Consider the following 25,858-nt stretch of genomic DNA (forward strand, 5'->3'; position numbering starts at 1 on the left):
GATTATTTAGTGGATGGCAGTAATTGCTTACCCCATGCCGGGGAGGTGCTTCCCGAAGAGTTTTGGTTATTCAGCTCGTCTGAAGCTTTTTGAAATAAAAGATCAGCGTTTGCTTTATCTCCAGATTTTTCTTTCATTTTTGCTTTTAGAATAGCTAATCTGGGATTGCTTGGAGAGCTAGCTTCAGCTTTTTCAATGCTTTGCGATAGGGCATTCATGTCCTGTTGAAGGTTAGAAGTATCATTTAGCTGTATCTTCTGGAAATAAAGCAACCCTATTAAAGTGTTGATTTCAGCGTTGTCTCTTTGTGATGTCCATATTCCCGTTGCTATTTTTATGGCCATAGCATTATTTTCAACCAGGTTTTGTCCGCTTGAATTTTTAAGCTGTAACTCATTTTTAAGGTATAAACTAACAGCGGCATAGTAATTCGCTGTCCATTTTTCAGAAGTTTTTGCCCCAGAAAATTTATTGAAAAGGCCGTCGTAGTCGTTTGCTGTTTTGGAGGTGTTGAGCTGTGAAACAGCCTGTGCTAAAGCTTTGTCAGTAAAAGCTTGAGCCTTTGCCCAACAGCTTATCATGAAAAAGCCCAAAATTAATAAAAGTTTATTCATAAGGGATAATTTATAAAGCAAATATAAAAAATTATTAATGTTAATTTAAAGATTGTGAGATATATTTAAAGAAAATACGGTATTAGTGTGTATTATTGTTTTTTACTTTAACTGTAATTATATCAAGATCGTAAAGAAATTAATGTTTCATATGGGTATTTCAGATAAAAAACGATGAATAATTTCTGATAAATAGCTGTAAAAGCAAAATCAGGATAGAAAATATTTCTATCCTGATTTTACGTATTTTGAATTGACTTTAAATCAGTGTTCTGTTTTCAGTGTGCTGATACAGAGTTTGTTAATATTGCATTTTTCTTAATTTTGGGTTGGTGCTTCCCACAGCTAATGCCACCAGTACAGTCATGCATCCTCCGAATATCACAGAGCGCACAACTCCTAAGGCTTTAGCCATAACTCCACTTTCAAACTGCCCCATTTCATTGCTGGACATAATGAAAATTGAATTCACACTCAGTACACGGCCTCTTATATGGTCAGGAGTTTTTAACTGTACAATTGTACCTCTGATTACAACAGAAATTCCATCCAGCATTCCGCTCATCACAAGGAACATAAAGGACAGCCAATACAATTTGGATAAGCCGAATCCGATAATACAGAGTCCAAATCCTGTTACAACCACAAGAAGAATTTTACCCTGATTTTTTCTCAGTGGGAAGATAGACAATATGGTAATAATACACATAGAACCTATGTCCGAAGCGGCGTTAAGTAAACCAAAACCTTCAGCTCCAGAATTTAGAATGTCCGTTGCAAATACCGGGATCATCGCTACGGCACCTCCAAAAAGTACCGCAAACATATCAAGACATAGCGCTCCTAAAATTTCTTTTGTTTTAAAAATGTAAGAAATTCCTTCACGCATACTTTCTACAACATTTACAGTATCCTTCTTATATTCAGAATGTTGTTTGTTCAACTGCCAGAAAAACAGGGAAGCTACAAATATTAAAGATAAAATGACAACAAGGGTCCATTTTACACTGAAAAACCCGATAAGAAGACCGCCTATGGCATGTCCGCAAACAGAAGAGATCAGGAAAGTAGCCTGATTAAGAGTTACAGCATTAGGCAGATTTTCTTTCTTTACAATTTTGGGAATCATGGAAGGTACAATTGGACCAATGAATGCCCTTGCAATTCCTGTGAAAAATATCACCCCATAAATAAAATAAGTTATCTGGTGTCCTGTAAAATGCATTTCTACATTTAGAAAGGCTGGGATCAGTAAAAGGCCGATCAGGAAAATATAAGTGTAATTACAAATAAGGAGCAGTCTCTTTTTTTCATTCATGTCAATTACATGTCCGGCATACAAAGCACAGCTTACGGCGGGGATTACTTCCGAAAGACCGATAAGACCAATGGAAAAAGGATCTTTTGTTAGTTGGTATACCCACCATCCTAATAAAGTGGCCAGCATTCTGAAAGCTAAAACTATAAAAAATCTCCCGGTAAGAAGATTTCTAAACTCAACATTTTGTAATGTTTGTAACGGGGTAAAGGAAATCATGAACAAAAATAGCCCTAAAAATTTATTTAAGGCTATTCATATGTTGATTTTTAAAAGATATATTAAATATATCCTGAAAGATAAAATCTATTTTAGTCTGCTCTTGAAGAGCTGATTACCAATGCTGCTACACCTGCTGCTCCAATAATGGTAGCGCCTGCCGCAATTCTTGCTTTTCTTCTGTCCTTTACAGCGGCTACATTGGATTTAGGAATCACCACTTCTGTGCTGTCTTTTTTACCTGCTGTACCTACGAGATTATCCCCAACGATGTTTCTGAACAGTATTTTCTGTTTCGGAGAGCCGTCTCTCATCGTTACTTTATAAATTTTTCCGGCTTCCAGATTAGAATAGTTATTTTTTGAAACATCATCGCTGTATTTTGTAGTAGCACAAGATGTAATGACAAATAAAGATGTTAATAAAGACGATTTCAACAGTACAGATGCTTTCATTATTTTCTTTTAGTTTTTCAAATTTATAATTTTTTTCGAATATACGTTTTTGGAATTGAAAAAATATGTTTAAAGTTTGTAAATTTCTAAGAGATTAGCAATATTTCTGTCATTGGCTAATCTGGGGGTCTTATTTTGACCGCCTAATTTCCCCTGAGATTTCGCATACTCATGGAAAGCATTTTTTTTCAGCTTTGTAACGTGAAGTTTTTGTAAAATGTTCCCGGAAATCAGATCATTATAATAGGTATTTCTGGCCCTCAGCTGCTCATCCAGTTCTCTTCTGAATAATTCTAAATTTTCAGGTTCCTTTTCAAATTCAATCAGCCATTCGTGGTAGGGAAGTCCTTCCTCAGGATTTACCTGCGGAGCAAGATGAAACTCTGTAATCTGGGCAGGATATTTTTCTAAAGTTGCTTTCATAGCTTCTTCCACTTCAAAAGCAATCACATGTTCCCCAAATGCCGAAGTGAAATGTTTAGTTCTTCCACTCACTAAAACCTTATATGGATTTTTGTTGATGAAACGTACAACGTCCCCTATGGAATATGCCCATAATCCTGAATTGGTAGTAAGAATAAGAGCATAATCTTTATTAAGTTCAATCTCTTTTAAAGTTAATCTCCTCGCATTGGGTTTACAATACTCTTCCAACGGAATAAATTCATAGAAAATTCCATGGTTTGTTAACAGTAAAAGCCCTTCCTTGGTATAATCATCCTGGAATGCAAAAAAGCCCTCAGAAGCAGGAAAAGTCTGTATAATATCTACTTTGCCTCCCAAAAGGTCTTCCATTTTGTCCCGATAAGGCTCATAGTTGACCCCTCCGGTGACAAGAAGCTGAAGATGTGGAAATAACTCTGTGATCTTTTTTCCATGTTTTTCCGTTAGCTTCTCAAAATACATGATAAGCCAAGGTGGGATTCCTGAGATCAGCGTCATATTCTCATGCTCTGTTTCTTCAATGATTTTGTCTACTTTGGCCTCCCAGTCTTCCATAATATTGGTTTCCCAGCTGGGCAGACGGTTTTTTTGAAGATAATTGGGAATATGATGCGCTACAATGCCGGATAATCTTCCCGTTTTAATTCCGAAAATTTCCTCCAGTGTTGGGCTTCCCTGTAGGAAAATCATTTTTCCGTTGACAAAATCAGCATTGTTTTTCTTGTTGATATAATGAAACAGGGCACTTTGGGCACCGGCAATTTGAAAAGGCATTCCCTCTTTAGAAATAGGAATGTATTTAGAGCCTGAAGTCGTTCCTGAAGTTTTTGCAAAATATTCAGGAGTATCAGTCCATAGAATATTGGCCTGTCCTTTTTTTATTCTTTCAATATAAGGTTTAAGGTCTTCATAATCTGCCACAGGGACTCTATCCTGAAATTCCTTTACAGAATGGATGTTTTCAAAGTCGTGTTCCCGTCCAAAAAGTGTTTTTTGAGCAGTATTGACAAGAGTTAGTAATAAATCCTCCTGATTTTTCTCCGAACTTTTTTTGAATTCCTCCGCTTTTTGAACATGTTTTTTTGCCCAGATAAGCGCTGCATTTTTCTTGAAGAAGTTTAACATGGTCCAAATTTATAAATAAGTAAAGAATCTGGAGCCATTTTTATCAAGCTTCACATAAAAAAAACCGATGAAACGGATTCCATCGGCTTATCGAAATTTGATTATGAAAATAACAACTATATGTTAATGTTATGCTTACTTGTTCTCTTTGTATCTTTTGTCCGGAGTGCCGTCTTTTTTCAAATGCTGACTGTTTTTATATCTTTTATCCGGAGTGCCGTCTTTTTTCATTTTCATAGCCGGCTGAGCGGGTTTTACTTCTGCTGGTTTAGCCGTTTTAGTGACCATAGGTTTTGCAGCTTTTACTTCCGCAGGTTTTGTAGCTTTAGCTGTTTTTACAGTTTGGTGAGCTGTGGTAGCGGGAGCAGTCTGCTGAGCAGTTGCAAGTCCTAATCCTAAGACTAATGACATTGCAGATAATAATTTTTTCATAGGGATTATATTGTTTGTTTTTGTTGAATAAAGATATGCAAAAAGTGGGCTAAAAATAATACGTTTTTAAACTTAACGAAAGTTTATTACTGCTTAAAAAAAAATTAAAGAACCTGGGTACTAGTAAAAAAGCCTGCTTCATATGATGAAAACAGGCTTTTGAGATATGAATGAAAATGTTTAACGGGTACAGTTGGCAGTCCACGTTTTACCGTCTTTTATAAATAAGATTTTTAATACATTATTATCGATCCTGATATAAGAAGTTCCTGTAGATCCAATCATCACAAGGGTATGATCTCCTTTTTGCTCGAACTGGACCCCGTTGAGATCCGGTATTCCATTTGAAAAGGCAAAATTATACTTGGTACCGCTGGCTATTTTGGTTACAAATACACTCCCGTTATCAGTGCTGATGTTGGTAGATCCACTGTCGTTATAAGAAATATTTCCTTTATAGGTGCCTGCAAAGAAATCATTGTTGGTAGGATCGTCATCTCTGCTGCACGATAAAAAAAATGATACTGTTACCATCAACAGCATCAAAACTCCTGAAATTTTAATTGCTTTTTTCATAATACTATTCTTAAATGTTTTTGGTATGCTTGAAATCCCAAACACTATGCCGTGAGAGTTATCATTGATTTTTTTAACAGGTAATTGTAAAAAATTGTAAAAAATTAAGATTTATAGTCATAACTGATTCATTTTAAATCTAAAACTCTCTGCATTTTTATCCAGAGAAAAAAATATCCGTACCTTTGCAGGGTGTAAACGGTTTCGGAAAACTCCCGAAATCGCTTTTGTCGTTTATACCATTACTATTTATGCAGTTAAAATCCATCAAAGAAAAGTTTCTTCCAGATCTGATGCAAAAGGAGTTTGGAAAAGAAATTTTCACTCAGTTAGAAAATAGTCAGCATATTGCTGTAAAGGGAAGCGCCGGATCTTCGGTGTCCGTTTTTGTGTCCGAACTATTTTTAGTTCAGAAGAAAAATATTCTTTATCTCATAGATGATAAGGAAGATGCTTTATATGCCAATACAGAAATGGAAGATCTCTTGGGAAAAGAAAAGGTGCTGTATTTCCCCGCCACCCATATGGAGCCCTATCAGGTTGAAAAGACACAGAATGCCAATCTGGTATTAAGAACAGAAGTCTTGAATAAGATTAATTCCGGGCGGTCCCCAAAAGTGATTGTAGCTTATGCAGGGGCTTTGTCAGAAAAAGTTCTGAAGAAAGAAGATTTTAAAGCCATTTCACATCATATAAAAGTAGGCGATCAGCTGGATTTTGATTTTGTGGATGAATTACTTACTCATTATCATTTTCAGCAGGCTGATTTTGTTTCAGAACCTGGGGAATTCTCAGTAAGAGGAGGGATTGTAGACGTCTTTTCTTACTCTTATGAAAAACCGTACCGGATTACTTTCTTCGGCAATGAAGTGGAAAGTATTAAAACTTTTGACATAGAGACGCAGCTTTCTGTAGAGAAGGTAAAAGAATTTCAGTTGGTCTCCAATATGAATTTCTCAGTAACCGGAAGCAGGGTTTCATTGCTTCAGTTATTACCTCCGGAAAGCTATGTGGTTTCAAGAAATGGAAAGGTAGGAATGCTGAAAATTAAAACATTCTACGAGAAATCGCTGGAAAAATATGATACTTTAAATAAAAATATTGCCCATAGAACTCCTCAGGAGCTTTTTATTTCCGATCAGGAATTTCTGTTTGATTTTAAAAAATTTAAAACAGTTGATTTTGGAAGTGAGATGATTGAAGGCTTGAAGGATCTTGCCGAAATTAAAATGGAACAGCTGCCACAGCCGTCTTTCCATAAAAACTTTGAACTGCTGATTGAAGACATTGAAGAAAAGCAGGCAGACGGATTTGATACCTGGATCTCTTTTTCTACGGAAAAACAGAAAGAAAGACTGGAATCTATTTTTGAAGAGCTGGAACATGAACTTCCTTTTAAAAGCTTTAAATCTGAGCTTCATGAAGGGTTTGTAGACCATACTCATAAGTTAATGGTCTATACAGACCACCAGATTTTTGACCGTTATCAAAGATATAAGGCGAAAAATACATTTGCCAAATCTGAACAGCTTACTCTGAAAGATCTTATGTCTTTGAAAATCGGAGACTATATCGCCCATATTGACCACGGAATAGGAAAATTTATGGGATTGGTAAAGGTAAATAATGACGGTAAAATTCAGGAATGTTTTAAACTGACTTATAAAAACGGAGATTTATTATATGTAAGTATTCATTCGCTTCATAAAATTTCAAAATATAACGGACCGGAGGGAAGAGAGATTGTTCTTAGCAAGCTCGGTTCTCCTGCCTGGAAATCTTTAAAACAGAAAACCAAAGCAAAGGTAAAGCAGATTGCTTTTGATCTTATTAAACTATATGCACAGAGAAAAACGGCAAGAGGTTTTGCTTTTACACCGGATTCTTATCTGCAGAATGAGCTGGAAGCAAGTTTTATTTATGAAGACACTCCGGATCAGGAAAAAGCTACTCTGGATGTGAAAAAAGACATGGAGGCAGATACAGTGATGGATCGTCTGGTGTGTGGAGATGTAGGATTTGGTAAAACAGAAGTTGCAATTCGTGCTGCATTTAAGGCGGCAACAGATGGTAAGCAGGTTGCTGTTTTGGTGCCAACAACTATTTTGGCATTTCAGCATTACAGAAGTTTCAAAGAAAGACTGAAAGATTTCCCGGTGAATGTTTCCTATGTCAACCGGTTTAGAACAGCAAAACAAAAATCGGAAACACTGGGTGATCTGAAGGAAGGGAAAGTGGATATTATCATCGGTACCCATCAGTTGGCAAGCAATTCTGTAAAGTTTAAAGATCTTGGATTGTTAATTATTGATGAAGAGCATAAATTCGGGGTTTCAGTGAAAGACAAACTGAAGACATTGAAAAACAATGTTGATACCCTTACTTTAACGGCTACTCCAATTCCAAGAACCCTGCAGTTTTCTTTAATGGCTGCAAGAGATCTATCAGTCATTAAAACGCCGCCGCCAAACAGACAGCCTGTAGATACACAAATGGTAGGATTCAATGAAGAAATTCTGCGTGATGCGGTTTCTTATGAGCTTCAGAGAGACGGGCAGGTCTATTTTATTAATAATAGAATTGAAAACCTTAAAGATATTGCCGGGCTTATCCAGAGGCTTGTTCCGGATGCAAGAGTGATTACCGGACATGGGCAGATGGAAGGAAAGCAGCTGGAAAAGAATGTGCTGGACTTTATGGAAGGGAAGTATGATGTATTGGTTTCTACCACCATTGTAGAAAGTGGAGTGGATGTTCCTAATGCCAATACAATTTTCATTAATGATGCACAGAAATTTGGAATGGCGGATCTTCACCAGATGAGAGGAAGAGTAGGGCGAAGCAATAGAAAAGCTTTCTGCTACCTGATCACGCCGCCTTATGATATGATAACTTCAGATGCCAGAAAACGTTTGGAGGCCATTGAGCAGTTTTCTGATCTTGGAAGCGGTTTCCAGATTGCAATGAAAGATCTTGAGATCCGGGGAGCCGGAGATTTGCTGGGTGGTGAACAGAGCGGATTTATTAATGAGATGGGATTCGAAACTTATCAGAAATTGATGCAGGAGGCCCTCGAAGAATTGAAAGATGATGCAGATTTTGAAAATTTATTTGACAACGAAGAAGACAGACAGAAGCTTTTCAAGTCAGTAAAGGATGTGAATATTGATACTGATTTAGAATTGCTGCTGCCGGATTCTTATATCTATAATACGGAAGAAAGATTATTGCTGTATCAGAAAATCGCTGAGATTAATAATGAACCTGAGCTTCATCAGTTTGAGCTTGAATTGATCGATCGTTTTGGTGCGCTGCCTAAAGAAGCTGTTAACCTATTGAAAAGTGTTTCTTTAAAATGGCTTGCAGCAGAGATCGGTTTTGAGAAAATTGTTATGAAAAACGGAGTGTTTTTAGGATATTTTCCAGGTAATCCCCAGGATAAGTTTTATCAGACAGACAGATTCAGACATATCATTAATTATCTGACCCAAAATCCTGCTGAAGCACAGCTGAAAGAAAAGGCAGGGAAGGAAGCTAATCAGCTTATGATGAGAAAAGAGAAAGTGAAAAATGTAGATGAGGTCAATATGCTTCTGAAGGCTATCATAGAGCATAATTAAGCGGTACTTTTCATATATCGTAAAATTTCCCATAAAATTTTTATAAACATATAAGAACTTAAGTTTTTATATGTTTTTTTATGATTATTATCAGGTTTTTATTCTGAAATATTCATTCTGAGGAGAATTAATGCCCTTTTCATGGTGTTAAAATCACTTTTTATTGATAAAAAATAATCTGTAATCCCTGATACAGCAAGGGATTGGAGTGGTACATTATTTTTTTCTGGTAGAAAAATTAGAGTTATGTAGAAATAATTCTACTTTTATGTGTGATTAATTCTATGCTGTAATGTGTTTATTTCTATGGCTTTATGGGGGTATAACTGGAATTTTTAGGACTTCAATTTGTACCTTTGCAGTCCTCATTATGAAAAAAACTATATATTGTTGCGTAATTGGATTATTATCTTTCCAAATTCACGCACAGGTGGGAATCGGGACTCCCAAACCAAAGTCTAGTCTCGATGTGAATGGTAAAACTACCCTAAGAAAAGAACTTAGAGTAGGGGGAACTTCAACGCAGGTTGGTGACGCCGGATTGAACGGTCAGGTTTTGATTTCTCAGGGAGAGGGACTGCCACCTGTCTGGAAATCTTTGAATCTTTCTTTTATAGAAGAGGGGCAGTACAAATTAATCAATTCATACTTATCTTCGGATCAGACCGGGATCATCAATCTTCCCGATACTACCGGAAACAGTATTGTTTACAAAAATAGTGTCGGAGATCTTGTCTCTGATGTTTCGAAAGGGAAATGGGTGAAAATCACCAATCTTGAGACTAATTTTACTATCAAAAACGGAAAAAACAGGCTTACTTATCAGTTTCAGACAGGAGTTGAAATAAAAGCACCTGCACCCGGTACTTCCGATAATGTAAGGTTTACCTGTGGGGTTTTCAGAAACGGAGCTCTGGTAGCGGTGCGTCCTGACAGGATTGCTTCTAATAATAATGCTGCAAAACAAGGTCTTCAGGATTATATCTTTACCCTGAATTATACTGAGCAGAATGTTCCGATAGGTCCTCATAAGATTGAGATTGCCTGTAGAAAGATTGAAACTTCAAATACGAACGCACAATTCGCAATAGGTCGTGATGTACAGAGTTCCAATGGAGCTTCTAATGCATTTACGCTGGAATCTGATATGAAGATCGATGTCCTTGAATTTGTGACTTATAAAAATTAATCAAACGATGAAAAAACTATTATCAACTTTGTTTCTTACTATAGGGCTTTTATTGTCAGCTCAAGTAGGAATCAAAACCGAAACCCCACGGTCAACACTGGATGTGAATGGAGATATAAACTTCAGGAATAAAATTGCTGTTTTTGATGCTTCTGATAATTCTGTTTCTCAGGGGAATAATGATCAGTTGCTGGTTTCCCGGGGAGAAGGACTCCCACCGGTCTGGAAAACACTTCGTATTCCTGAGTATGAGACTAATAAGTTTTATTTGATCTATAATAACTCATTTTCTGATAAAGTAGGAGCCAGTTTTACATCTTCAGATGATTCTACTGTAAATTACGGTTCGAGAGGTGGTACTTTTACCAAAGGAAAAGAATACAGTACTCTTTCGAAGTTTAAAAAAATTGACGGACTTTCACAAGATATAACGGTATTCAGTACTCAAAGTAAAGCTTATTTTCTGTTTGAAACAGTAGTACAGGCCGACTTTGGGGTAGCGGGTACTACGGATACTTCAATAGATTATGCATGCGGGATTTTTGTCGATGATAAATTGGTGAATTTGCGTCAAAGGAATTTGAAGGCAATCAATGCCCAGTATCCGTTCCTTACTCATACTCAGATAGGAATTGTAGAGAACCTTTCTAAAGGAACTCATAAAGTAAGTGTTGCGTGTACAAGATTAGGTTCTTATGGTGCTTCAAATAATACCCTTACAATAGGTACAAATGTCTATACTAATATCAACAGCTTTATCTCTCAATCATCTCTTAAGGTAGATGTATATGAAGTTCCTGAGGTTTTTAATAATGTTATAAACTAAGCAGATTATGAAAAAAATAGTATTTGTAATATCTCTTGTGTTAGTTGCAGGTGTAAAGGCTCAGGTGGGTATTAATACTCCTAGCCCAACTAATATGTTAGATGTTAATGGAGATCTCAATATCAACAAAGAATTAAGAACAGGGGGTACAGATGTACTGAAAGGATCTGCCGGAACAGCAGGAGATATTTTACATAATAACTCTACATTGACCGCAAATGACTGGAAAACGATTAAAATTGCTGATGGACAAGGAAGTATGTCTGTGTTTTCAATCAATACGGTGGCAGACAATACAGGAATTACTTTTTCCGGGAATAACGGATTGACAAATCCTTATAGTGACGGAGAAGCTTTGGGAACTAACTGGACGGTACTTCCCCAAGCAACTGACTCATTTTCTGTGACCAATGGAACGAATAAGGCCACTTTTTCATTTCAGACTACGGTTCAGAAAACGGGAACAAATTCTGCGACTTTTGCCTGCGGAATTTTTATAGATAATAAGCTTAGAGCCGTAAGAACAGATGTTTTATTGGGGGATACAGGGGCTTACAAGATTTTTAATCTTAATGCTACCCTTACAAATCTGAATCCTCAAAATAAATATACGGTTAAAGTTGCCTGTACAAAAAGAGCAATTTCAGGGACTACACTGGGAATAGGAAGAGCTGTTGATGCGACATACCTTAATAGTGATATGTCTCAGTCGGTTCTGACGACTTCTGTATTGCAGCCTTATTAATTTTTACACTTATACAATAAATAGAAATCTAGAAACGTTATGTTTTTAGATTTTTTTGCTTATTAACTCTATTCCTTGTGAATTTGTTTGAATAAAGTAGAGTGTATTATCGAAAATTGAATTATATTTGAACAATCTAAAAAACTCTCTATGGTAAAAAACTATTTTCTTAAAATGTTTGCCGGTATTGCTTTTCTAGGGCTGCTGGCAGCATGTAATACTACATCGGACCCAACAGAATCTATCCCTGATCCTGATCCGGGAATTCCACCCCAAAAAGTTCTGACGAAGATCAGCGTGAATAATGTTTCCCGTGAAGAATATATGACAGCTCCGGTAACTGGAATTTTGCAGCAGGCAGTATTTAAAGATGAGAGCGCGACGAATGTAAGTGCGTATTATACAGGAACGGTAACCTATACCGACAAAAATATTACTAAAGTGAAGTTCGTAAGTTCTGCAACAGCCAGTCTTGCCTATGAGTTTAATATTATCCCCGATGGTACCGGGAAGAAAATTTATAATGCAACCTGTACAGGAACGGGAACAACACCTGCCTTATCTCATGTAAGTGATTATACTTTCTCCTATGATGTAGCAACAGATAAACTGACTAAGATTCTTGAAAAAAGAAAAGCAGGGGGAATTAGTGCTTATAACAGATTCATAGAATATGCTTTTGTTTATACCGGAAACGAGGTTTTTCAGGTGGTTTGTACAAAAGGCATACTGGATATTAATGGAGCTCCGGAGCAGGGTACAGCCACGGTTACAAAGTACAACTTTCAAAATTATGACGGTAAAAAAAGCCCGTTCTCTACACTTCCATCAACGTACTTCATTATGCAGGGGCTGATAGATCCAATTAATTTCTACAGATTATCCCCAAGCAACCCTACTTCTATGTACATACAAACGCCGTCTTCTTCAACGAATACAGCTCAAAGCTATTCATATGACAATCAGGGATACCCTGTTATAGAGAAAAATCAGAATTTGACTTATAGCTATAAAAATTTATAGGAAAGCTATAATTAAGAATCACATCAGAATATAAATAATCATATAATTTTTAAGCAAAAAAAATTATATTTGTCAAAAAATTAATCAATTACCAGGAAATGAAACAAATTTTCTATTTTATTTTATTAATAGCAGGCTTTTCCTCAATACATTCTTGTAAGAGTTTATTGGATGAGGATGGGAATCCTTTATTAGACCTTAATACAACAGAAGGATTAAGCGGCCCAAGAGCATTATACAGAGAAATAACTTCTAAAGATACTATTGCAGAATATCACTACAGTGGACTTCTTGTGACAAAAGTGATCACGGACAGTGCTTCTATCACGGATATTATGTACAGTGGTGACAAAATCAGCCAAATTAACTTTAATGGCTTTTTAGATCTTGATGGAAATGGAAAGTTGGATAAAGACAGTATATCTTATACCCAATTATTCACGTATGCAAACAATAGCAAATTGGCAACAATTTCTGAAAACCGTTCTACTTTCAGAAGACCTCCGCCCGTACTGCCATCAACTACTCCAGGTCCACAGACATTATTGAAAAAAGAGAAAACTCTTTATAACATAAAATACAGTGTATCTACAGGGAAACTAGATTCTATTATTATGAGAAACGGACCGGATGTTGCCGGAACTCAGTTTAATTACACAGATTACTCAAGGACGGCTTACAGCTATGTAGGAGATAACGTTTCCAAAGTAATAAGATATTATGGCCCTATGGCAGGAGGTATTTTTGGAGGTGTAACCGGAAAATTCAGTTATGAATATTATGCATATGATGATCAGGTGAGCCCTTTCACATTACTTCCACATGTGTATAAAATTTCAAGATTATTATCTACAGAGATCAATGATAAAGAAAGTCTTATTTTATCTCCAAACAACCCTAAGAGATGGTCGGTGACAGATCTTACGCCACCTATTCCAACTCCAATTGTAAAGAGTACCAATTATGTTTATGATCCTCAGACTTATATGACGAAAGGATACGGTGTGAACTACATCTACAAACCACAATAGAAGACTTTTTTAACAATATTGAAACTCAATCTTTCCTAAGATTGAGTTTTTTATTTTTTATCGCTTAATTTTGCAAAAAATTTCTGATGAAATATTTAATCGTCGGGCTTGGAAACAAAGGCTCAGAATATGAAAATACACGACATAATATAGGATTTAAAGTGGCAGAGAAAATTGCTGAAACACTTGGCACTTCATTCAATACAGCTAATTTTGGATGGATGGCCGAAGGTAAACATAAAGGCAGAAAAGTTTTTGTTCTTAAACCTGATACCTATATGAATCTTTCCGGAAATGCCGTAAAATACTGGATGCAGAAAGAAAATATCCCTTTAGAAAATGTACTGATCGTAACCGATGATCTGGCTCTTCCTTTCGGAACATTAAGGATGAAAGGAAAAGGATCTGATGCAGGGCATAACGGGCTGAAAAATATTAATGAAGTCCTGCAGACCCAAAACTATGCAAGGCTCCGTTTTGGAATCTCTGCAGACTTTTCTGCCGGACGGCAAGTGGATTATGTATTGGGAACGTGGAATGAAGAAGAAATAAAAACACTATCTGAGAGAATTGAAACTTTTGCTAAAGCAAGTCTCTCTTTTGTTTTTGCAGGAATCAATAATACGATGTCTGCTTTTAATGGTAAATAGTTCTACATTATAATACTATTTAAAAGAATGACTACCCCATTTCTGAGGTAGTCATCTAATTATCATTTTAAGAGTGATTTTTATTACCTAAAAACTACAATAAACCTACCTAAAATCGTTAGGTATAAATTCTTCTAATTTAGCGATGTCAATTTTCTCACTTTGCCAAAAGTGTTCAATTTTCATCAGTTTATCTAAATCATTCAATAATATCATTCGGCCTAAAATATTTGAATAGTATTCAGCAATATCTATTCTTATTCTTTCAATCCCTAAATGGTATTTTTTTATATCTGAATGGAGTACTTCATCAAATTGAAATAAGAGTTTGCAACAATATATGATTTCGTCCTGCTTTAATGGAAAAGTTTTAAATATAATTGGCCTTAGCCTATTAAGTAAAGATTTTTTTTGTGGTGTAAAATTAAAATTCTTAAAATCTGTTTTGGGTAAATTAAAAATATTAATAAGATATTGTGCGACTTGAGAAGGTGCTATCATGTTTTTAAAATAATCCTGAAGCTCATCCCAAGTAGTCCATTTGTTTCTATCAAGTGAAAGATCAATTGATCTTAAGTATGCATATAAAAACAGTAGTTGTGAATAGTTTAATTGAATATTTTTCATAATAAAAAAATTAAAGACCTAGCCAATTCCATCTTACAAACTTTGGAGCAGAATCTGATATTTTTAATGGGGGACCTCCGGTTACAATTCGTCCTGCATTTCCTTTTCCTCCAATACCTTTAGATGCAGGTGGTCCTACTTGACTTTTTGGAACAGAAAACTCAATATATGATCCTTTATTTGCTTGGCCTAATTCAACTTCAGTTGCTTTTAAAAATGGTTGAACTTCTACATCTACTCCTAATGGTTATTAGTTTGATCTGATAAAAGGTAGCTACCCCCTTATTTTATGGTGTTGCATGCTGAGGATTTTACTATCCTGATAAATAGAATGTTTTCATACATATTAGTTTTTGGTTTAGCAGTATTACCTGACTAAGAAATCAGGATACGTAATGGTAATCTTGTGAGACCTTAGGCTTTATAAGCCCTGCACAAAAGAATAAGATGACCTTTTTTAATTGTGTATATAAAGAAATTAAATAGAAAAGTATAATTTCTTTTTTTCTCATATATATTATATTTTTTAAAGTGAATTTACTTACAGTTAAATGTTTATAATTAATGGTGTCAGTTTTTTTGTCTGGTTCTTTATTATTAGAAAGCCAATTTGTATTCATTTTTACTTTTGTGATATTATTTTTTTAATTTCGAATAACAAAACTATAACCTTATAGCGACAAATTACGTCGTATATTTTTCTCTTTCTAAAAAAGAAATGTGCGAAGGGAAAACAATTTTTAGATACTATAAATTCACAATATTTATAACCTATCAATAGGTATAAATGAACTTTTTTGTATCTATATTTGCTGTTTTTTTATGCGAATTTGATAGTGAAAGTTTTATTTTTATTAAATTATAAAGCCAATATATAATAAATATTTGATAATGAAAACTAAATTTCGTTGAAATGAAATACATCCTTGTTTTCAGAATCTTGATAGATAAGCAGGTTTAGTATTACCATACTTAGAATGAAAAAGAATAAAATATAAAGGCCATCGAATTTCGATGGCCTTTACCGTAAAAATTATAATTGATAGGAAGTTTAAGTTGAGATAACTTATACTGTATTGATGAGAGTTCGGTTTCTTATAACCAACTTACTGCGCCTGTTTCAACATCATAGTTTGCTCCAACAATTTTGATTTTACCTTCAGCTTCAAGGTTTTTAAGTGTTGAACTTTGTTTACGGATGTCTTCAATTGCATTTTTCACATTCTGCTGGTTTAGTCTTTCTAAAAGTGAACTGTTTTTTGAAGAACGCTCCTCGTTCTCTTCAATGATGTCATTAATGATAGGATCAAAATGATTAATCAGGTGGTTCAGGTTGTCCATTCCCATTCCTTCAATCTGTGCTGCATCCAGACCTCCTTTCAAAGCTCCGCATTTAGTATGGCCTAATACTACAATAAGCTTAGAGCCTGCTACGTTACAGCCAAACTCCATTGACCCCAGAATATCCTGGTTAACAAAGTTACCCGCTATTCTGATGCTGAAAACATCTCCTAATCCCTGATCAAAAATAAGCTCCGCGGAAGTACGGCTGTCTATGCAGCTTAAAACCACTGCAAAAGGCCATTGTCCCTCACGAGTAGCATTTACCTGCTCCAGAAGATCTCTGTTTGCTTTAAGGTTATTGACAAACCTCTGGTTTCCTTCTTTTAGAAAATCTAATGCTTTTTCCGGAGTGATCGTTGATTGAGTTTCGTGTGTATGTGCTTTCATATGATAATTTTATTGTTTTTGAATTTTAAAGTTAAAAAAATAATTGCTGATAAATGAGATTACATCGCTCTTTTATGAGTAATCAGAATATGTGAATCCTGACTTCTTTCATAATCTCTGTATGAAGTTTTAAAGCCCGCAAGTTCAACATTGATGTCCTGCTCTTTCGCTCGGATATTGGCAAAATCCTGAATCATTTCCAGTACATCTGTCGCAATATAAGATGTATTTCTTGCATCAATAGTTACTGTAGAACCGGACTTAATATTTTTAAGCGTCTTTTTGATGGCTGCCTTATTTAAAAATGAAACTTCCTCGGCTAACTTGATTTTGATTCCGTCTGCATCGTCCAGCTTTTCTCTGCTTAAGTAATAAGCTCTTTTCATATTCCCCTGAAGAATATAAAAAACAGAGATGGCAAGACCTATTCCTACACCTTTTAATAAATCTGTTGCAACAATGGCTGCAACCGTTGCAACAAAAGGAATAAACTGGAATTTTCCTAAGTGCCAGAAATGTTTAAAAGTAGCCGGTTTTGCTAATTTGTATCCCACCAATATTAATACCGCTGCCAACGTAGCCAATGGAATTAAATTCAAGATGAAAGGTATGGAAAGTACGCAGATCAATAAGAAGACTCCATGGATAATCGCTGATATTTTTGAAGTTGCTCCTGCATTTGCGTTAGCAGAACTCCTTACAACAACTGAAGTCATTGGAAGTCCGCCAATGAATGAACTGATAAGGTTTCCAATTCCCTGGGCTTTAAGCTCAAGATTGGTATCTGTAATTCTTTTCTGTCTGTCCAGTCTGTCTGATGCTTCAATACAGAGTAAGGTTTCAATAGAAGCTACAATGGCAATAGTTGCTCCCACGATCCATACTTTCATATTGGTGAATCCGTTAAAATCTGGAGTGACAATAAGATTTTTAAAATCATCCAGAGACTGTGGAACAGGTAGAGAAACCAAATGTTGGGTTTCGATGGCCAGAGAACTTCCTGACATCTTGAATATTTGATTCAAAACAATACTTACAATTACGGCCACCAAAGCTCCGGGCATCATTTTCATCCTTCTCAGGACATGTATTTTGTCCCATGCGATAAGAACTGCTACGGAAACCAAAGTAATAACGATAGCACCGGGATGGATAGCCCCAAATAATTCTGTAAAATATCCAAAGTTTAAACCATTATCAAAAATGGATTCATGACCTTCATAGTCTTTATCGAATCCCAGGGCGTGCGGAATCTGTTTTAAAATAATAATGATTCCTATGGCTGCAAGCATTCCTTCAATGACATTATTAGGAAAGTAGTTGGAAATACTTCCAGCTCTTACAAATCCTAAAGCCAGCTGAATAAGCCCTGCAATAATCCCTGCGCAAAGGAAGAGTTCAAATGCGCCAAGATCTGTTATCGCTGTTAAAACGATTGCCGTTAAACCTGCAGCAGGCCCTGAAACTGAGATATTTGAATTACTGATGAATCCTACGACTAAGCCTCCTACGATACCCGAGATGATTCCGGATAATGGCGGAGCGCCTGAAGCTAATGCAATTCCTAAACATAGTGGAAGTGCCACTAAGAATACAACGAGTCCAGAAGGGATATTCTCCTTAATTCCTCCTATTAATGATGTCTTTTTCATGATGTGAAGCTGTGAGATATAACCGGCTTATTTATCTTTAAATAAGTCAATTATGAAAGTTTGAAAAGTTTTTAATTTTTAAAGTACGTGTGTATCCGATATCAAAAATTGATATGGAATAGGCATCAAAAAAATCTAATTATGGAAATTAAGCTTCCGGAGGGGGAGAAAATATGGAAAGGAAAGGGGATAGATGAAAAGAGTCATCTACCAGTACAAAAGACATTCCCTGAACATCAGGCTCAGAAAACTTCAGATAGTCAAAGACATCCAAAGGTTTCGGAAGCGTCTTTTCGTAAACAATAAGTGATGATGAGTGAGAATGTGGTTCTTCTTCATTCACTATTATATTCGTTCTAAGAATATCCCAGCCTGCAACCGCAGCAATGCTTGGCAGCGCCGTAAAATTCAGAAAAAACGTTAATATAATAATACTCCAGAATTTCATCTTACATTCTTTTTAGAAAAACTACGTTGTTTTTCTGCTCATGACCCAGTCGGAACTTGTAAGATTATAGATCTTTTGGATATCTTTTAAGATTTTCTCAAAATCAATCTCCAGATCAATGATTTTACCCGTTCTAAGGTCAAATACCCAGCCGTGTACAATAGGATACTCTTCCAAAATGTATCTTTCCTGTACGCAGGCCATTTTAATCACGTTGATGCACTGCTCCTGAACATTAAGTTCTACAAGTCTGTCATAACGCTTGTTTTCATCCTGAATAGAATCAAGCTCAGCCTGATGCAGTCTGTAAACATCACGAATATTTCTCAGCCATGGATTCAATAATCCTAAATCCTGAGGAGTCATCGCTGCTTTTACGCCGCCACAGTTGTAATGCCCGCAAACAATAATGTGTTTTACTTTCAGATGTTCTACAGCGTATTGAATAACTGCTGTGGAGCTCATATCTAAAGTATTCACAACATTAGCAATGTTTCTGTGAACAAATACTTCTCCAGGCTTTGCACCCATCAATTCTTCCGCTGTGGCTCTGCTGTCCGAACATCCGATATACAGATAGTCAGGGTTTTGAGTTTTAGCCAGATTGTGAAAGAAATCCGGATCTTCTGATACTTTGGATTCTACCCATTTTTTGTTGTTTTCGAGAATAACTTTGTACGATTGTGACATAATTTTAAATTTAAAAAGTTTATAATTATTTGTTTCGTTTAAATTATTTCCAAAATCAATAGACTAAATCAATAATGATGCAAAAATATACTTTTTGCCGAAGATTTAATCAGTTTTAACAAAGTTTAATATTAAAATATGCTTAAAATCATATCTAATTTCCCGGTATCCTTTGCTTTATAATGAATGGGCATAATCTGGTAATCCAAACGTTTAAAAAACTAAGATAAAATTACGAAGTATAAATTACAATTTGAGATTTGTGAATTAAAATATTAAAAAAATAGTATATTGTTTTGTATAGTTATGAATGAGGTTCACGGTAAATATGTATTTACTGCTAAAATATGAATGAATTAATGTCCTGATTTTAAGTGTGTAACTATACGAATGAATGCTCGGTAGGGAATCTTTTTTATCGCTATTTTATCAATAGAAAAATATTTTAATCCGGAGAATAGATCTTCACTTTATTCTTCCAGCTTCTCATAATCCATGCTCCTCATATTTAAATTCAAATATTTGTTTTCTTCATTTTTATAATGTTTAGGAGGTTCTAAGCCCATATATTTCATGATCAGCGGATAAATATAAGTGGTCTGGATCAGTTTAGGATCATGCCCGGTAATTCTGTATACTGAAGGAACTTTGTCTCCAAACCATACAAAGAAAGGAACCTGTGTAGATTCTTTAGAATCTACATGCAGTAATTTGTCACCCTCTATTTTAAGACCATGATCCGAAGCATAGATGACAACAGAATTGGTGTTTTTAAGCGTCTTGAAAATATCATTCATTACATGGTCTGTATATTTTATAGAACTGTCATAGCAGTCAAGTCCTTCTGAGTTCCAGGTTTCGGGAAGTCGGCTGCATGGGTTAGGGTGGCTTCCCATAATGTGCAGAACAATGAACTTATTATCGTTTTTCTGAATGACTTTTTGCAATTCCGGAGTGATCACTTCATCATAGCCGTTGACCCATTTTTTGTTTTTGGACATGGAGGCTATTGCTGTAATTCCTCTTGCACTTGCCTGTGTACTGATCCAAAATGAATTGTAGCCTATCTGGTTGGCCAGATTGATGATATTATATGAAAGTTTATCATAACGATACCTGAATTCGTCCGGGTGGATACTGGAAAGCATTAATGGAACGCTTAGGTTGGTAATTCCTGCGGGAGACACTGCATGATCATAGATCATCATGTTTCCGGTTTCCTGGTCTGTGTAGGGAGTTGTTTTTTTAGAATAGCCATATAGCGACATATTCTGTTTTCTTTCAGATTCTCCAATGATCAGAATGACGTTTTCTATCCCTGGCTGTTCTTTTTTGACATTGAAAACAGGAACATTTTTTTTAATCATATTAATATCTTCCTGAATTTTCAATGCCGTATTGAAATCGGATAAATGATAATAGACACTTTTAATCATCTTCCCCCCGCCCTTATTGCTTATGTATCTGTGCTTAAGGAAAAAGACAAAAGGTAGAATCAGCCATATTAACGCAATGACTCCAAACTTAAAATTAAAGGTGACAACATTTTTTTTCAGATAATTTACGGTATACAAAAGCATACCCACAAAAACGATAAATAAAATACCCGGCAGAATAAACATATAAGACATACTCATCGCCTCATTGACGTTAGATTCCAGTATGCTTATGGCCATTCCCACGTTGAACCCGGAGTCATAAATAAAAAAACACGATGTTGATATCAAGACGTTAATACTTAAAAGTAGGCATAGTATAACGGCTATAATGGCTGTATATTTATTTTTAAAAAGGAGTGCATTGAAGACAAGGAAGGAACAGAACATGATTCCGTATTCGAAAATATTCCTGATGCTTTCCAGTTTTTCTGCACCGAATAAATTATCAAATATATAAGGGAAGGAAAGCAGAAATGCTGTAAGATAACTTATAATGGTAAGAATGGGAACTATTTTTTTGAGCATGGTTGTACGATGTTGTCTGTGGTTTTTTAGATGATTTTTACTATAATCTACATCAAAAGTTTTTCGGATAAGAATAAGTTGAATCAAACTTGCGGATTGATTGTAAAAAGTTAATATGAAATAAATAGTAATTTTTACGGCCGAAGTAGTATGTCAACTTACAAAAACTTCTGATAGATAGCTGCTAAAGCCTCATTGCAGATGATTATTTTACCGGATTTTCGGTGATCATACACAATGATGCTAAAATATTGATAATACAGTCTAAAAAAAACAGAGCGGAAGGATAAGGTTTTTCATCAAAATTTACTTTTAAAATTAATAATAATATTGGGGTGTGTTTTTAATATTAAGTGGTTTGTTTTCAGAACAAGTAACATTGTAAAGCTTATGATTATTAAATTTTTAAAAGATTATATTCCTTAAAAATTTGCTATTTGCTTAATATTCTATAGCCAAACAATGCTTTTTTTTGACAAATGTACATGAAATAACCTATAAAAGCAAGAATGATTTTTAGTATAACTATTTGGGCTTATTATACTTTACGGTTAATATAGTCTTGGGTTGCATTGTCCGTAGGGATTATTTTTGCAGGATTTCCTATGACCACAGAATGAGAAGGAACATCAAAGTTGACATAAGAATTGGGAACTATCAAAACATTATTACCTATGGTAACAGCACCTACGATCACGGCATTAGTGCCAATCCAGACTTCGTCACCTATAACAGGAGAACCTTCATTTTTACCACGATTCTGCTGTCCTATAGTGACTCCCTGGGCAATATTACAGTTTTTTCCAATGACGGTTTTAGGATTGATCACCAGGCTTCCCCAGTGTCCCAGATAAAAACCTTCTCCAATTTGAGTTTCAGGATAGATCTGGTATCCGTACTTGATCTGGTAATGCCTTAAAACAATCCTCCAGAAAATATTCAGTACAGATGTATTCTGATATTTCTGAGCCATTCTTAAAATATAAATAAAGTGGAGATTCGGATTGATGCACTTTTTCCAGATTTCAAAATTTGAAAGCCACTTTCCGCTTTCCCGGTAAAAGTCTTTTTGAATAATGGAGTAATCAGTCATGATAAGTGTTTTTAAACTTCGTCAATTATTTTCTGCAGATGCTCTACAGATTTTTCTAAAACAAACGGAAGCTCCGTTTCTGAAATCTGCTTTTTATATTCTTCAGTACTGTTTTTATCTGTAAGAAACTTTTTCATCCCTTCATATATCCCTTCTTCAGAGTTAGGGGTAATATTTCCCAGTTTTCCATCCTGCAGAAGATCTTTGATTCCGGAAATGTCCGTTGCAGAAATGGGCTTATTAAGGATGAGAGCTTCTGCGATGATCGTAGGGAATCCTTCATGCCTTGAAGACATAATATAAAAATCGGCCTTTTTCATATAAGGGTAAGGATTGCTGCTGAAACCAAGCATTTTTGCAGTGTCCTGAAGTCCCAATATGTTAAGCTGATCCTGAATCTTGTTAAAATCATACCCGTCTCCGATGATTAAAAGCTGATGTTTAAATCCTTCATCAATCAATTTTTTATGAACATTAAGCAGCCTGTCGTAACCTTTCTGAGGATACACGGTTCCTACTGTTACAAAAGTAGGAAGATCCTTGGTGAAAGGGTAATCGTGAATGACAGCATCTGCTTTCTGCAAAGTATCGTTCTTATCAATGGGGTTGTATATTTTGATGACCGATTGTTTTTCAGCTTCATTTTTTGCAAGCGTATGCATTCCTTCCTGAAGCTTGTTGGAAATCACTAAAATTCTGTCGAATTTGAAAAACTGTCTGATAACTTCTGGAGTATATTCTTTCAAATTAAAGATATCATTCTGTACCCAAATAATCTTTTTTGAATCTTTTTGAGGGCTGGAAAGAATCTCTCTGTACATTGCATGGATCGCAGCGATTTCTACATCGTATTTTTTGTTTTTTAAAACAAATTTATAGAGAAGGGAAGGGAACCAAAGAAACATCTTCTGATAAAGAACTCTGTAAGCCTTCACTGGGATATCCTGCGGTCTGTTGGTTGTAATCATTTCTCCTTTTAAAAGATAGTATACATTGACCCAAGACGGAACGTCTTTAATGTATAGCCCTGAATAAAGATTGACCAGCAAGTCTACTTCATATTTATCTGAAGGAAGGTGTTTGAGAAAATTAACTAATACCTTTTCTGCACCACCATGACGTAAAGAGCCTATGCGGATGAGGAGTTTTTTCTTTTTCAATTTGTTTTTGTTTTTATCGATTATTGGGAACAGTATTCTGACTGTGACAGGAGTTGATTTATCATTTTACAAGCTTAAATTTATTTAATTTTTCTTGCTTTTTTGTACTTGTGAGGAAGATTTTCTTTGATATAGGCATCCAATTTTTTTCGGTCTTTCTCTAATTCGCGGGGATATTCTGGGGTGTTTTTTAGTACAATATCACCATAATCTTCAATAGTGCAAAGAAACTGAGCCGGATTTCCAATGAATACGGTATTGTCTGGCATTGACTGTGATAATACAGAATTGGCCCCTAAGATACAGTTGTTTCCAATCTGTACATCCTGCATGATGACACAGTTCAGCCCAATAGTACAGTTATTTCCTATTTTTATTCTTCCAAGAATTCTTGCATCCTCATATCCCGGAAGTTTTCTAAGCAGAGTGGTGGTTCCACCATGATTCACAAATCTTACTCCTCCGGCAATATTTACGTCATTACCGATTTCGATAAGATAAGGCTCCGTTCCAAAATAAATCTTATCAGGCATATTGAAATTTCTGCCTACTTTCATGCCTCTGTATTTTGCAGCTTCAAGGCTTGCCTTATTCAAAAAAGAATGATAGAGGGAGTCTATTTTTAATAGGGTTCTAAATATAAAAATCATCACTAGTGTACATTGTTTTTCTTTACTTTTGCAAAGAAAGACAAATTTATTAATATGATGAAAATTTCAAAAATAGAATATTATCTGCCTCAGGATGTATTAACTAATGAGGATCTTGAAAGAGCATTTCCCGAATGGAGCTCAGAGAGAATTAAGGAAAAGGTAGGTATTACCCAACGTCATATATCTTCTGACAGCGAAACCGTGCTGGATATGGCTATACAGTCTTCGGAAAAACTTTTTGAAAATTATGATAGAAACAAAGTAGATTTTATTTTATTTTGTACCCAAAGTCCGGAATATTTTTTACCTACAACGGCCTGCATTTTGCAGGACAAATTAGGACTTAGAAAAAATATCGGGGCAATAGATTTCAATCTTGGATGTTCGGGATTTGTGTATGGATTGGCTTTTGCCAAAGGATTGATCTCAGCAGGAATTGCAAAAAGTATTCTTCTGGTTACTTCAGAAACATATACCAAGCATATTCATCCTGATGATAAAGGAAACCGAAGTATATTCGGAGATGCTTCCGCTTCTGCAATTATCGAGAAGGCAGAAGGGATTAATGATTACCAGTTTTGCCTGGGAACAGATGGAAGTGGTGCTGAAAACCTTATCGTGAAGAAAGGAGCTTTTAAGAAGGATTTTGAAGTAAACCCTGATCATGAGTTTAGTCCCGAAAATATGTATATGAACGGTCCTGAAATTTTTAATTTCACCATTGAAAATATTCCGGGGTTGGTAAAAGAAACTCTTGAGGTAAACAATATGACGATGGATGATATTGACCATTTTGTATTTCATCAGGCCAATTCTTTTATGCTGAATTATTTAAGAAAGAAAACGAAAATTCCGGCAGAAAAGTTTTATATTGACATGGAGAAAACCGGAAATACAGTTTCTGCAACTATTCCTATTGCTCTTAAAAATATGAGGGATAAGGGAATGCTTAAAGATGGTGATAAAATTTTAATGGCCGGATTTGGAGTAGGGTATTCCTGGGGGGCCACTATCATCGAAATATAAAAAATAAAATCTTAAATTATAAATATGAAAACATCCGTTTTTTTAGAAAAACTACAAGAAGAACTGGAAGAAGATGACAAGCTTACTCCTGAAACGAATTTAAAATCTTTAGAAAGCTATGATTCTATCAGCCTGCTTTCTGTAATTGCATTTGTAGACGAAAATTTCAGCGCAAAGATCGATACCAAACAGTTTAAAGATATCGATACTGTTTCAGATCTTATGAATGCGATAGGGAAAGAAAACTTTGAAGATTAATGGATGCTTTCTCATTAAAAAATAAAACAATTCTTATTACAGGGGCTTCTTCCGGAATCGGGAGAAGCTATTTTGTAGAATGCAGCAAAAGCGGAGCAGATTTGATCCTTGTAGGAAGGAATCAATAAGCACGGCAATGGTAAATACTCCAATTTTGGAGAACATGTTTGAGGATATCGGTGATGAAGCTTCATCAGAAATCATAAAAAGCATCCGCTGGGAATAGGAGCACCTAAAGAGGTAGCGAATGCCTGTATTTTCTCTTGTCAGATGCATCAAGATACGTCAC

Annotated in this window: 25 protein-coding genes; 10 read left to right on the forward strand and 15 right to left on the reverse strand. The window is 35.4% G+C overall.

What is annotated here, in order from left to right; translation table 11 throughout:
- Positions 1–2 precede the first annotated feature (2 nt).
- From AC27VX_RS02315 to AC27VX_RS02340, 6 genes are all read right to left on the reverse strand, one after another.
- Complete coding sequence (locus tag AC27VX_RS02315) at positions 3–614, reverse strand: hypothetical protein (RefSeq protein WP_300691464.1); 612 nt, start codon at positions 612–614, stop codon at positions 3–5.
- Between the two features lie 301 nt (positions 615–915).
- The gene (locus AC27VX_RS02320) at positions 916–2,151 is read right to left on the reverse strand and encodes an MFS transporter (protein ID WP_300691461.1); all 1,236 of its coding nucleotides are present in this window, start codon (positions 2,149–2,151) and stop codon (positions 916–918) included.
- 92 nt (positions 2,152–2,243) lie between these two features.
- The gene (locus AC27VX_RS02325; protein WP_236856994.1) at positions 2,244–2,606 is read right to left on the reverse strand and encodes a hypothetical protein; all 363 of its coding nucleotides are present in this window, start codon (positions 2,604–2,606) and stop codon (positions 2,244–2,246) included.
- 69 nt (positions 2,607–2,675) lie between these two features.
- Positions 2,676–4,175 (reverse strand): GH3 auxin-responsive promoter family protein, encoded by a 1,500-nt coding sequence (locus tag AC27VX_RS02330; RefSeq protein ID WP_488693671.1) that lies wholly within the window; start codon positions 4,173–4,175, stop codon positions 2,676–2,678.
- Positions 4,176–4,310: 135 nt separating this feature from the next.
- On the reverse strand, positions 4,311–4,607 hold the full coding sequence (locus AC27VX_RS02335) for a hypothetical protein (RefSeq protein ID WP_236856996.1): 297 nt from the start codon (positions 4,605–4,607) through the stop codon (positions 4,311–4,313).
- Positions 4,608–4,787: 180 nt separating this feature from the next.
- Complete coding sequence (locus AC27VX_RS02340) at positions 4,788–5,183, reverse strand: hypothetical protein (protein ID WP_488693673.1); 396 nt, start codon at positions 5,181–5,183, stop codon at positions 4,788–4,790.
- Positions 5,184–5,434: 251 nt separating this feature from the next.
- Between AC27VX_RS02340 and mfd the strand changes: the two genes are divergently transcribed.
- The 7 genes from mfd (at position 5,435) to pth (ending at position 14,267) form a co-directional block, all read left to right on the forward strand.
- Positions 5,435–8,803, forward strand: a complete 3,369-nt coding sequence (gene mfd, locus AC27VX_RS02345) for a transcription-repair coupling factor (protein ID WP_236856998.1) — start codon at positions 5,435–5,437, stop codon at positions 8,801–8,803.
- Positions 8,804–9,173: 370 nt separating this feature from the next.
- A complete protein-coding gene (locus AC27VX_RS02350; protein WP_488693675.1) occupies positions 9,174–9,992 on the forward strand; it encodes a hypothetical protein in 819 nt (272 codons plus the stop codon).
- Between the two features lie 7 nt (positions 9,993–9,999).
- On the forward strand, positions 10,000–10,818 hold the full coding sequence (locus AC27VX_RS02355; RefSeq protein ID WP_236857000.1) for a hypothetical protein: 819 nt from the start codon (positions 10,000–10,002) through the stop codon (positions 10,816–10,818).
- A 7-nt stretch (positions 10,819–10,825) separates the two neighbouring features.
- Positions 10,826–11,563 carry a hypothetical protein gene (locus tag AC27VX_RS02360; protein WP_236857001.1) on the forward strand — a complete coding sequence of 246 codons (738 nt, stop codon included), beginning with the start codon at positions 10,826–10,828 and terminating at the stop codon, positions 11,561–11,563.
- Positions 11,564–11,713: 150 nt separating this feature from the next.
- Complete coding sequence (locus tag AC27VX_RS02365; RefSeq protein ID WP_236857002.1) at positions 11,714–12,586, forward strand: hypothetical protein; 873 nt, start codon at positions 11,714–11,716, stop codon at positions 12,584–12,586.
- A 98-nt stretch (positions 12,587–12,684) separates the two neighbouring features.
- Positions 12,685–13,617, forward strand: coding sequence for a hypothetical protein (locus AC27VX_RS02370; RefSeq protein ID WP_236857003.1), 933 nt, complete (start codon positions 12,685–12,687; stop codon positions 13,615–13,617).
- Between the two features lie 86 nt (positions 13,618–13,703).
- On the forward strand, positions 13,704–14,267 hold the full coding sequence (gene pth / locus AC27VX_RS02375; RefSeq protein ID WP_300691446.1) for an aminoacyl-tRNA hydrolase: 564 nt from the start codon (positions 13,704–13,706) through the stop codon (positions 14,265–14,267).
- A gap of 105 nt (positions 14,268–14,372) precedes the next feature.
- Here the strand turns inward: pth and AC27VX_RS02380 are convergent, their stop codons facing one another.
- From AC27VX_RS02380 to AC27VX_RS02420, 9 genes are all read right to left on the reverse strand, one after another.
- Positions 14,373–14,894: a hypothetical protein gene (locus AC27VX_RS02380; RefSeq protein WP_300691443.1), complete on the reverse strand. Its 522-nt coding sequence runs from the start codon at positions 14,892–14,894 to the stop codon at positions 14,373–14,375.
- A gap of 1,095 nt (positions 14,895–15,989) precedes the next feature.
- Entirely contained in the window at positions 15,990–16,625 is a 636-nt protein-coding gene (locus tag AC27VX_RS02385) for a carbonic anhydrase (RefSeq protein WP_236857007.1), read from the reverse strand.
- Between the two features lie 59 nt (positions 16,626–16,684).
- Entirely contained in the window at positions 16,685–18,277 is a 1,593-nt protein-coding gene (locus AC27VX_RS02390) for a SulP family inorganic anion transporter (RefSeq protein WP_236857008.1), read from the reverse strand.
- 148 nt (positions 18,278–18,425) lie between these two features.
- Positions 18,426–18,725 carry a hypothetical protein gene (locus AC27VX_RS02395; protein ID WP_236857009.1) on the reverse strand — a complete coding sequence of 100 codons (300 nt, stop codon included), beginning with the start codon at positions 18,723–18,725 and terminating at the stop codon, positions 18,426–18,428.
- A 21-nt stretch (positions 18,726–18,746) separates the two neighbouring features.
- The gene (locus tag AC27VX_RS02400) at positions 18,747–19,415 is read right to left on the reverse strand and encodes a carbonic anhydrase (protein ID WP_236857010.1); all 669 of its coding nucleotides are present in this window, start codon (positions 19,413–19,415) and stop codon (positions 18,747–18,749) included.
- Between the two features lie 470 nt (positions 19,416–19,885).
- Positions 19,886–21,379: a phosphoethanolamine transferase gene (locus AC27VX_RS02405; protein WP_488693680.1), complete on the reverse strand. Its 1,494-nt coding sequence runs from the start codon at positions 21,377–21,379 to the stop codon at positions 19,886–19,888.
- A gap of 538 nt (positions 21,380–21,917) precedes the next feature.
- Entirely contained in the window at positions 21,918–22,472 is a 555-nt protein-coding gene (locus tag AC27VX_RS02410; protein WP_236857012.1) for a serine O-acetyltransferase, read from the reverse strand.
- 11 nt (positions 22,473–22,483) lie between these two features.
- Positions 22,484–23,632, reverse strand: a complete 1,149-nt coding sequence (locus tag AC27VX_RS02415) for a glycosyltransferase (protein ID WP_236857013.1) — start codon at positions 23,630–23,632, stop codon at positions 22,484–22,486.
- 80 nt (positions 23,633–23,712) lie between these two features.
- Positions 23,713–24,282 carry an acyltransferase gene (locus tag AC27VX_RS02420; protein WP_236857014.1) on the reverse strand — a complete coding sequence of 190 codons (570 nt, stop codon included), beginning with the start codon at positions 24,280–24,282 and terminating at the stop codon, positions 23,713–23,715.
- Positions 24,283–24,294: 12 nt separating this feature from the next.
- Between AC27VX_RS02420 and AC27VX_RS02425 the strand changes: the two genes are divergently transcribed.
- The 3 genes from AC27VX_RS02425 to AC27VX_RS02435 are packed head-to-tail and all read left to right on the forward strand — an operon-like array spanning position 24,295 to position 25,697.
- The gene (locus tag AC27VX_RS02425; protein WP_488693682.1) at positions 24,295–25,311 is read left to right on the forward strand and encodes a 3-oxoacyl-ACP synthase III family protein; all 1,017 of its coding nucleotides are present in this window, start codon (positions 24,295–24,297) and stop codon (positions 25,309–25,311) included.
- Positions 25,312–25,335: 24 nt separating this feature from the next.
- On the forward strand, positions 25,336–25,569 hold the full coding sequence (locus tag AC27VX_RS02430; RefSeq protein ID WP_236857016.1) for a phosphopantetheine-binding protein: 234 nt from the start codon (positions 25,336–25,338) through the stop codon (positions 25,567–25,569).
- Positions 25,569–25,697, forward strand: a complete 129-nt coding sequence (locus tag AC27VX_RS02435) for an SDR family NAD(P)-dependent oxidoreductase (protein WP_236857017.1) — start codon at positions 25,569–25,571, stop codon at positions 25,695–25,697. Before AC27VX_RS02430 ends, AC27VX_RS02435 begins: the two co-directional genes overlap by 1 nt.
- Positions 25,698–25,858 lie beyond the last annotated feature (161 nt).

It is taken from the genome of Chryseobacterium sp. 14P4.3.2 (assembly GCF_057799275.1).

What these genes read in the sequence shown, in the direction of transcription:
- AC27VX_RS02315 (WP_300691464.1), bottom strand. Translation starts at nt 614, where the DNA reads ATGAATAAACTTTTATTAATTTTGGGCTTTTTCATGATAAGCTGTTGG.
- AC27VX_RS02320 (WP_300691461.1), bottom strand. Translation starts at nt 2,151, where the DNA reads ATGATTTCCTTTACCCCGTTACAAACATTACAAAATGTTGAGTTTAGA.
- AC27VX_RS02325 (WP_236856994.1), bottom strand. Translation starts at nt 2,606, where the DNA reads ATGAAAGCATCTGTACTGTTGAAATCGTCTTTATTAACATCTTTATTT.
- AC27VX_RS02330 (WP_488693671.1), bottom strand. Translation starts at nt 4,175, where the DNA reads ATGTTAAACTTCTTCAAGAAAAATGCAGCGCTTATCTGGGCAAAAAAA.
- AC27VX_RS02335 (WP_236856996.1), bottom strand. Translation starts at nt 4,607, where the DNA reads ATGAAAAAATTATTATCTGCAATGTCATTAGTCTTAGGATTAGGACTT.
- AC27VX_RS02340 (WP_488693673.1), bottom strand. Translation starts at nt 5,183, where the DNA reads ATGAAAAAAGCAATTAAAATTTCAGGAGTTTTGATGCTGTTGATGGTA.
- mfd (WP_236856998.1), top strand. Translation starts at nt 5,435, where the DNA reads ATGCAGTTAAAATCCATCAAAGAAAAGTTTCTTCCAGATCTGATGCAA.
- AC27VX_RS02350 (WP_488693675.1), top strand. Translation starts at nt 9,174, where the DNA reads ATGAAAAAAACTATATATTGTTGCGTAATTGGATTATTATCTTTCCAA.
- AC27VX_RS02355 (WP_236857000.1), top strand. Translation starts at nt 10,000, where the DNA reads ATGAAAAAACTATTATCAACTTTGTTTCTTACTATAGGGCTTTTATTG.
- AC27VX_RS02360 (WP_236857001.1), top strand. Translation starts at nt 10,826, where the DNA reads ATGAAAAAAATAGTATTTGTAATATCTCTTGTGTTAGTTGCAGGTGTA.
- AC27VX_RS02365 (WP_236857002.1), top strand. Translation starts at nt 11,714, where the DNA reads ATGGTAAAAAACTATTTTCTTAAAATGTTTGCCGGTATTGCTTTTCTA.
- AC27VX_RS02370 (WP_236857003.1), top strand. Translation starts at nt 12,685, where the DNA reads ATGAAACAAATTTTCTATTTTATTTTATTAATAGCAGGCTTTTCCTCA.
- pth (WP_300691446.1), top strand. Translation starts at nt 13,704, where the DNA reads ATGAAATATTTAATCGTCGGGCTTGGAAACAAAGGCTCAGAATATGAA.
- AC27VX_RS02380 (WP_300691443.1), bottom strand. Translation starts at nt 14,894, where the DNA reads ATGAAAAATATTCAATTAAACTATTCACAACTACTGTTTTTATATGCA.
- AC27VX_RS02385 (WP_236857007.1), bottom strand. Translation starts at nt 16,625, where the DNA reads ATGAAAGCACATACACACGAAACTCAATCAACGATCACTCCGGAAAAA.
- AC27VX_RS02390 (WP_236857008.1), bottom strand. Translation starts at nt 18,277, where the DNA reads ATGAAAAAGACATCATTAATAGGAGGAATTAAGGAGAATATCCCTTCT.
- AC27VX_RS02395 (WP_236857009.1), bottom strand. Translation starts at nt 18,725, where the DNA reads ATGAAATTCTGGAGTATTATTATATTAACGTTTTTTCTGAATTTTACG.
- AC27VX_RS02400 (WP_236857010.1), bottom strand. Translation starts at nt 19,415, where the DNA reads ATGTCACAATCGTACAAAGTTATTCTCGAAAACAACAAAAAATGGGTA.
- AC27VX_RS02405 (WP_488693680.1), bottom strand. Translation starts at nt 21,379, where the DNA reads ATGCTCAAAAAAATAGTTCCCATTCTTACCATTATAAGTTATCTTACA.
- AC27VX_RS02410 (WP_236857012.1), bottom strand. Translation starts at nt 22,472, where the DNA reads ATGACTGATTACTCCATTATTCAAAAAGACTTTTACCGGGAAAGCGGA.
- AC27VX_RS02420 (WP_236857014.1), bottom strand. Translation starts at nt 24,282, where the DNA reads ATGATTTTTATATTTAGAACCCTATTAAAAATAGACTCCCTCTATCAT.
- AC27VX_RS02430 (WP_236857016.1), top strand. Translation starts at nt 25,336, where the DNA reads ATGAAAACATCCGTTTTTTTAGAAAAACTACAAGAAGAACTGGAAGAA.
- AC27VX_RS02435 (WP_236857017.1), top strand. Translation starts at nt 25,569, where the DNA reads ATGGATGCTTTCTCATTAAAAAATAAAACAATTCTTATTACAGGGGCT.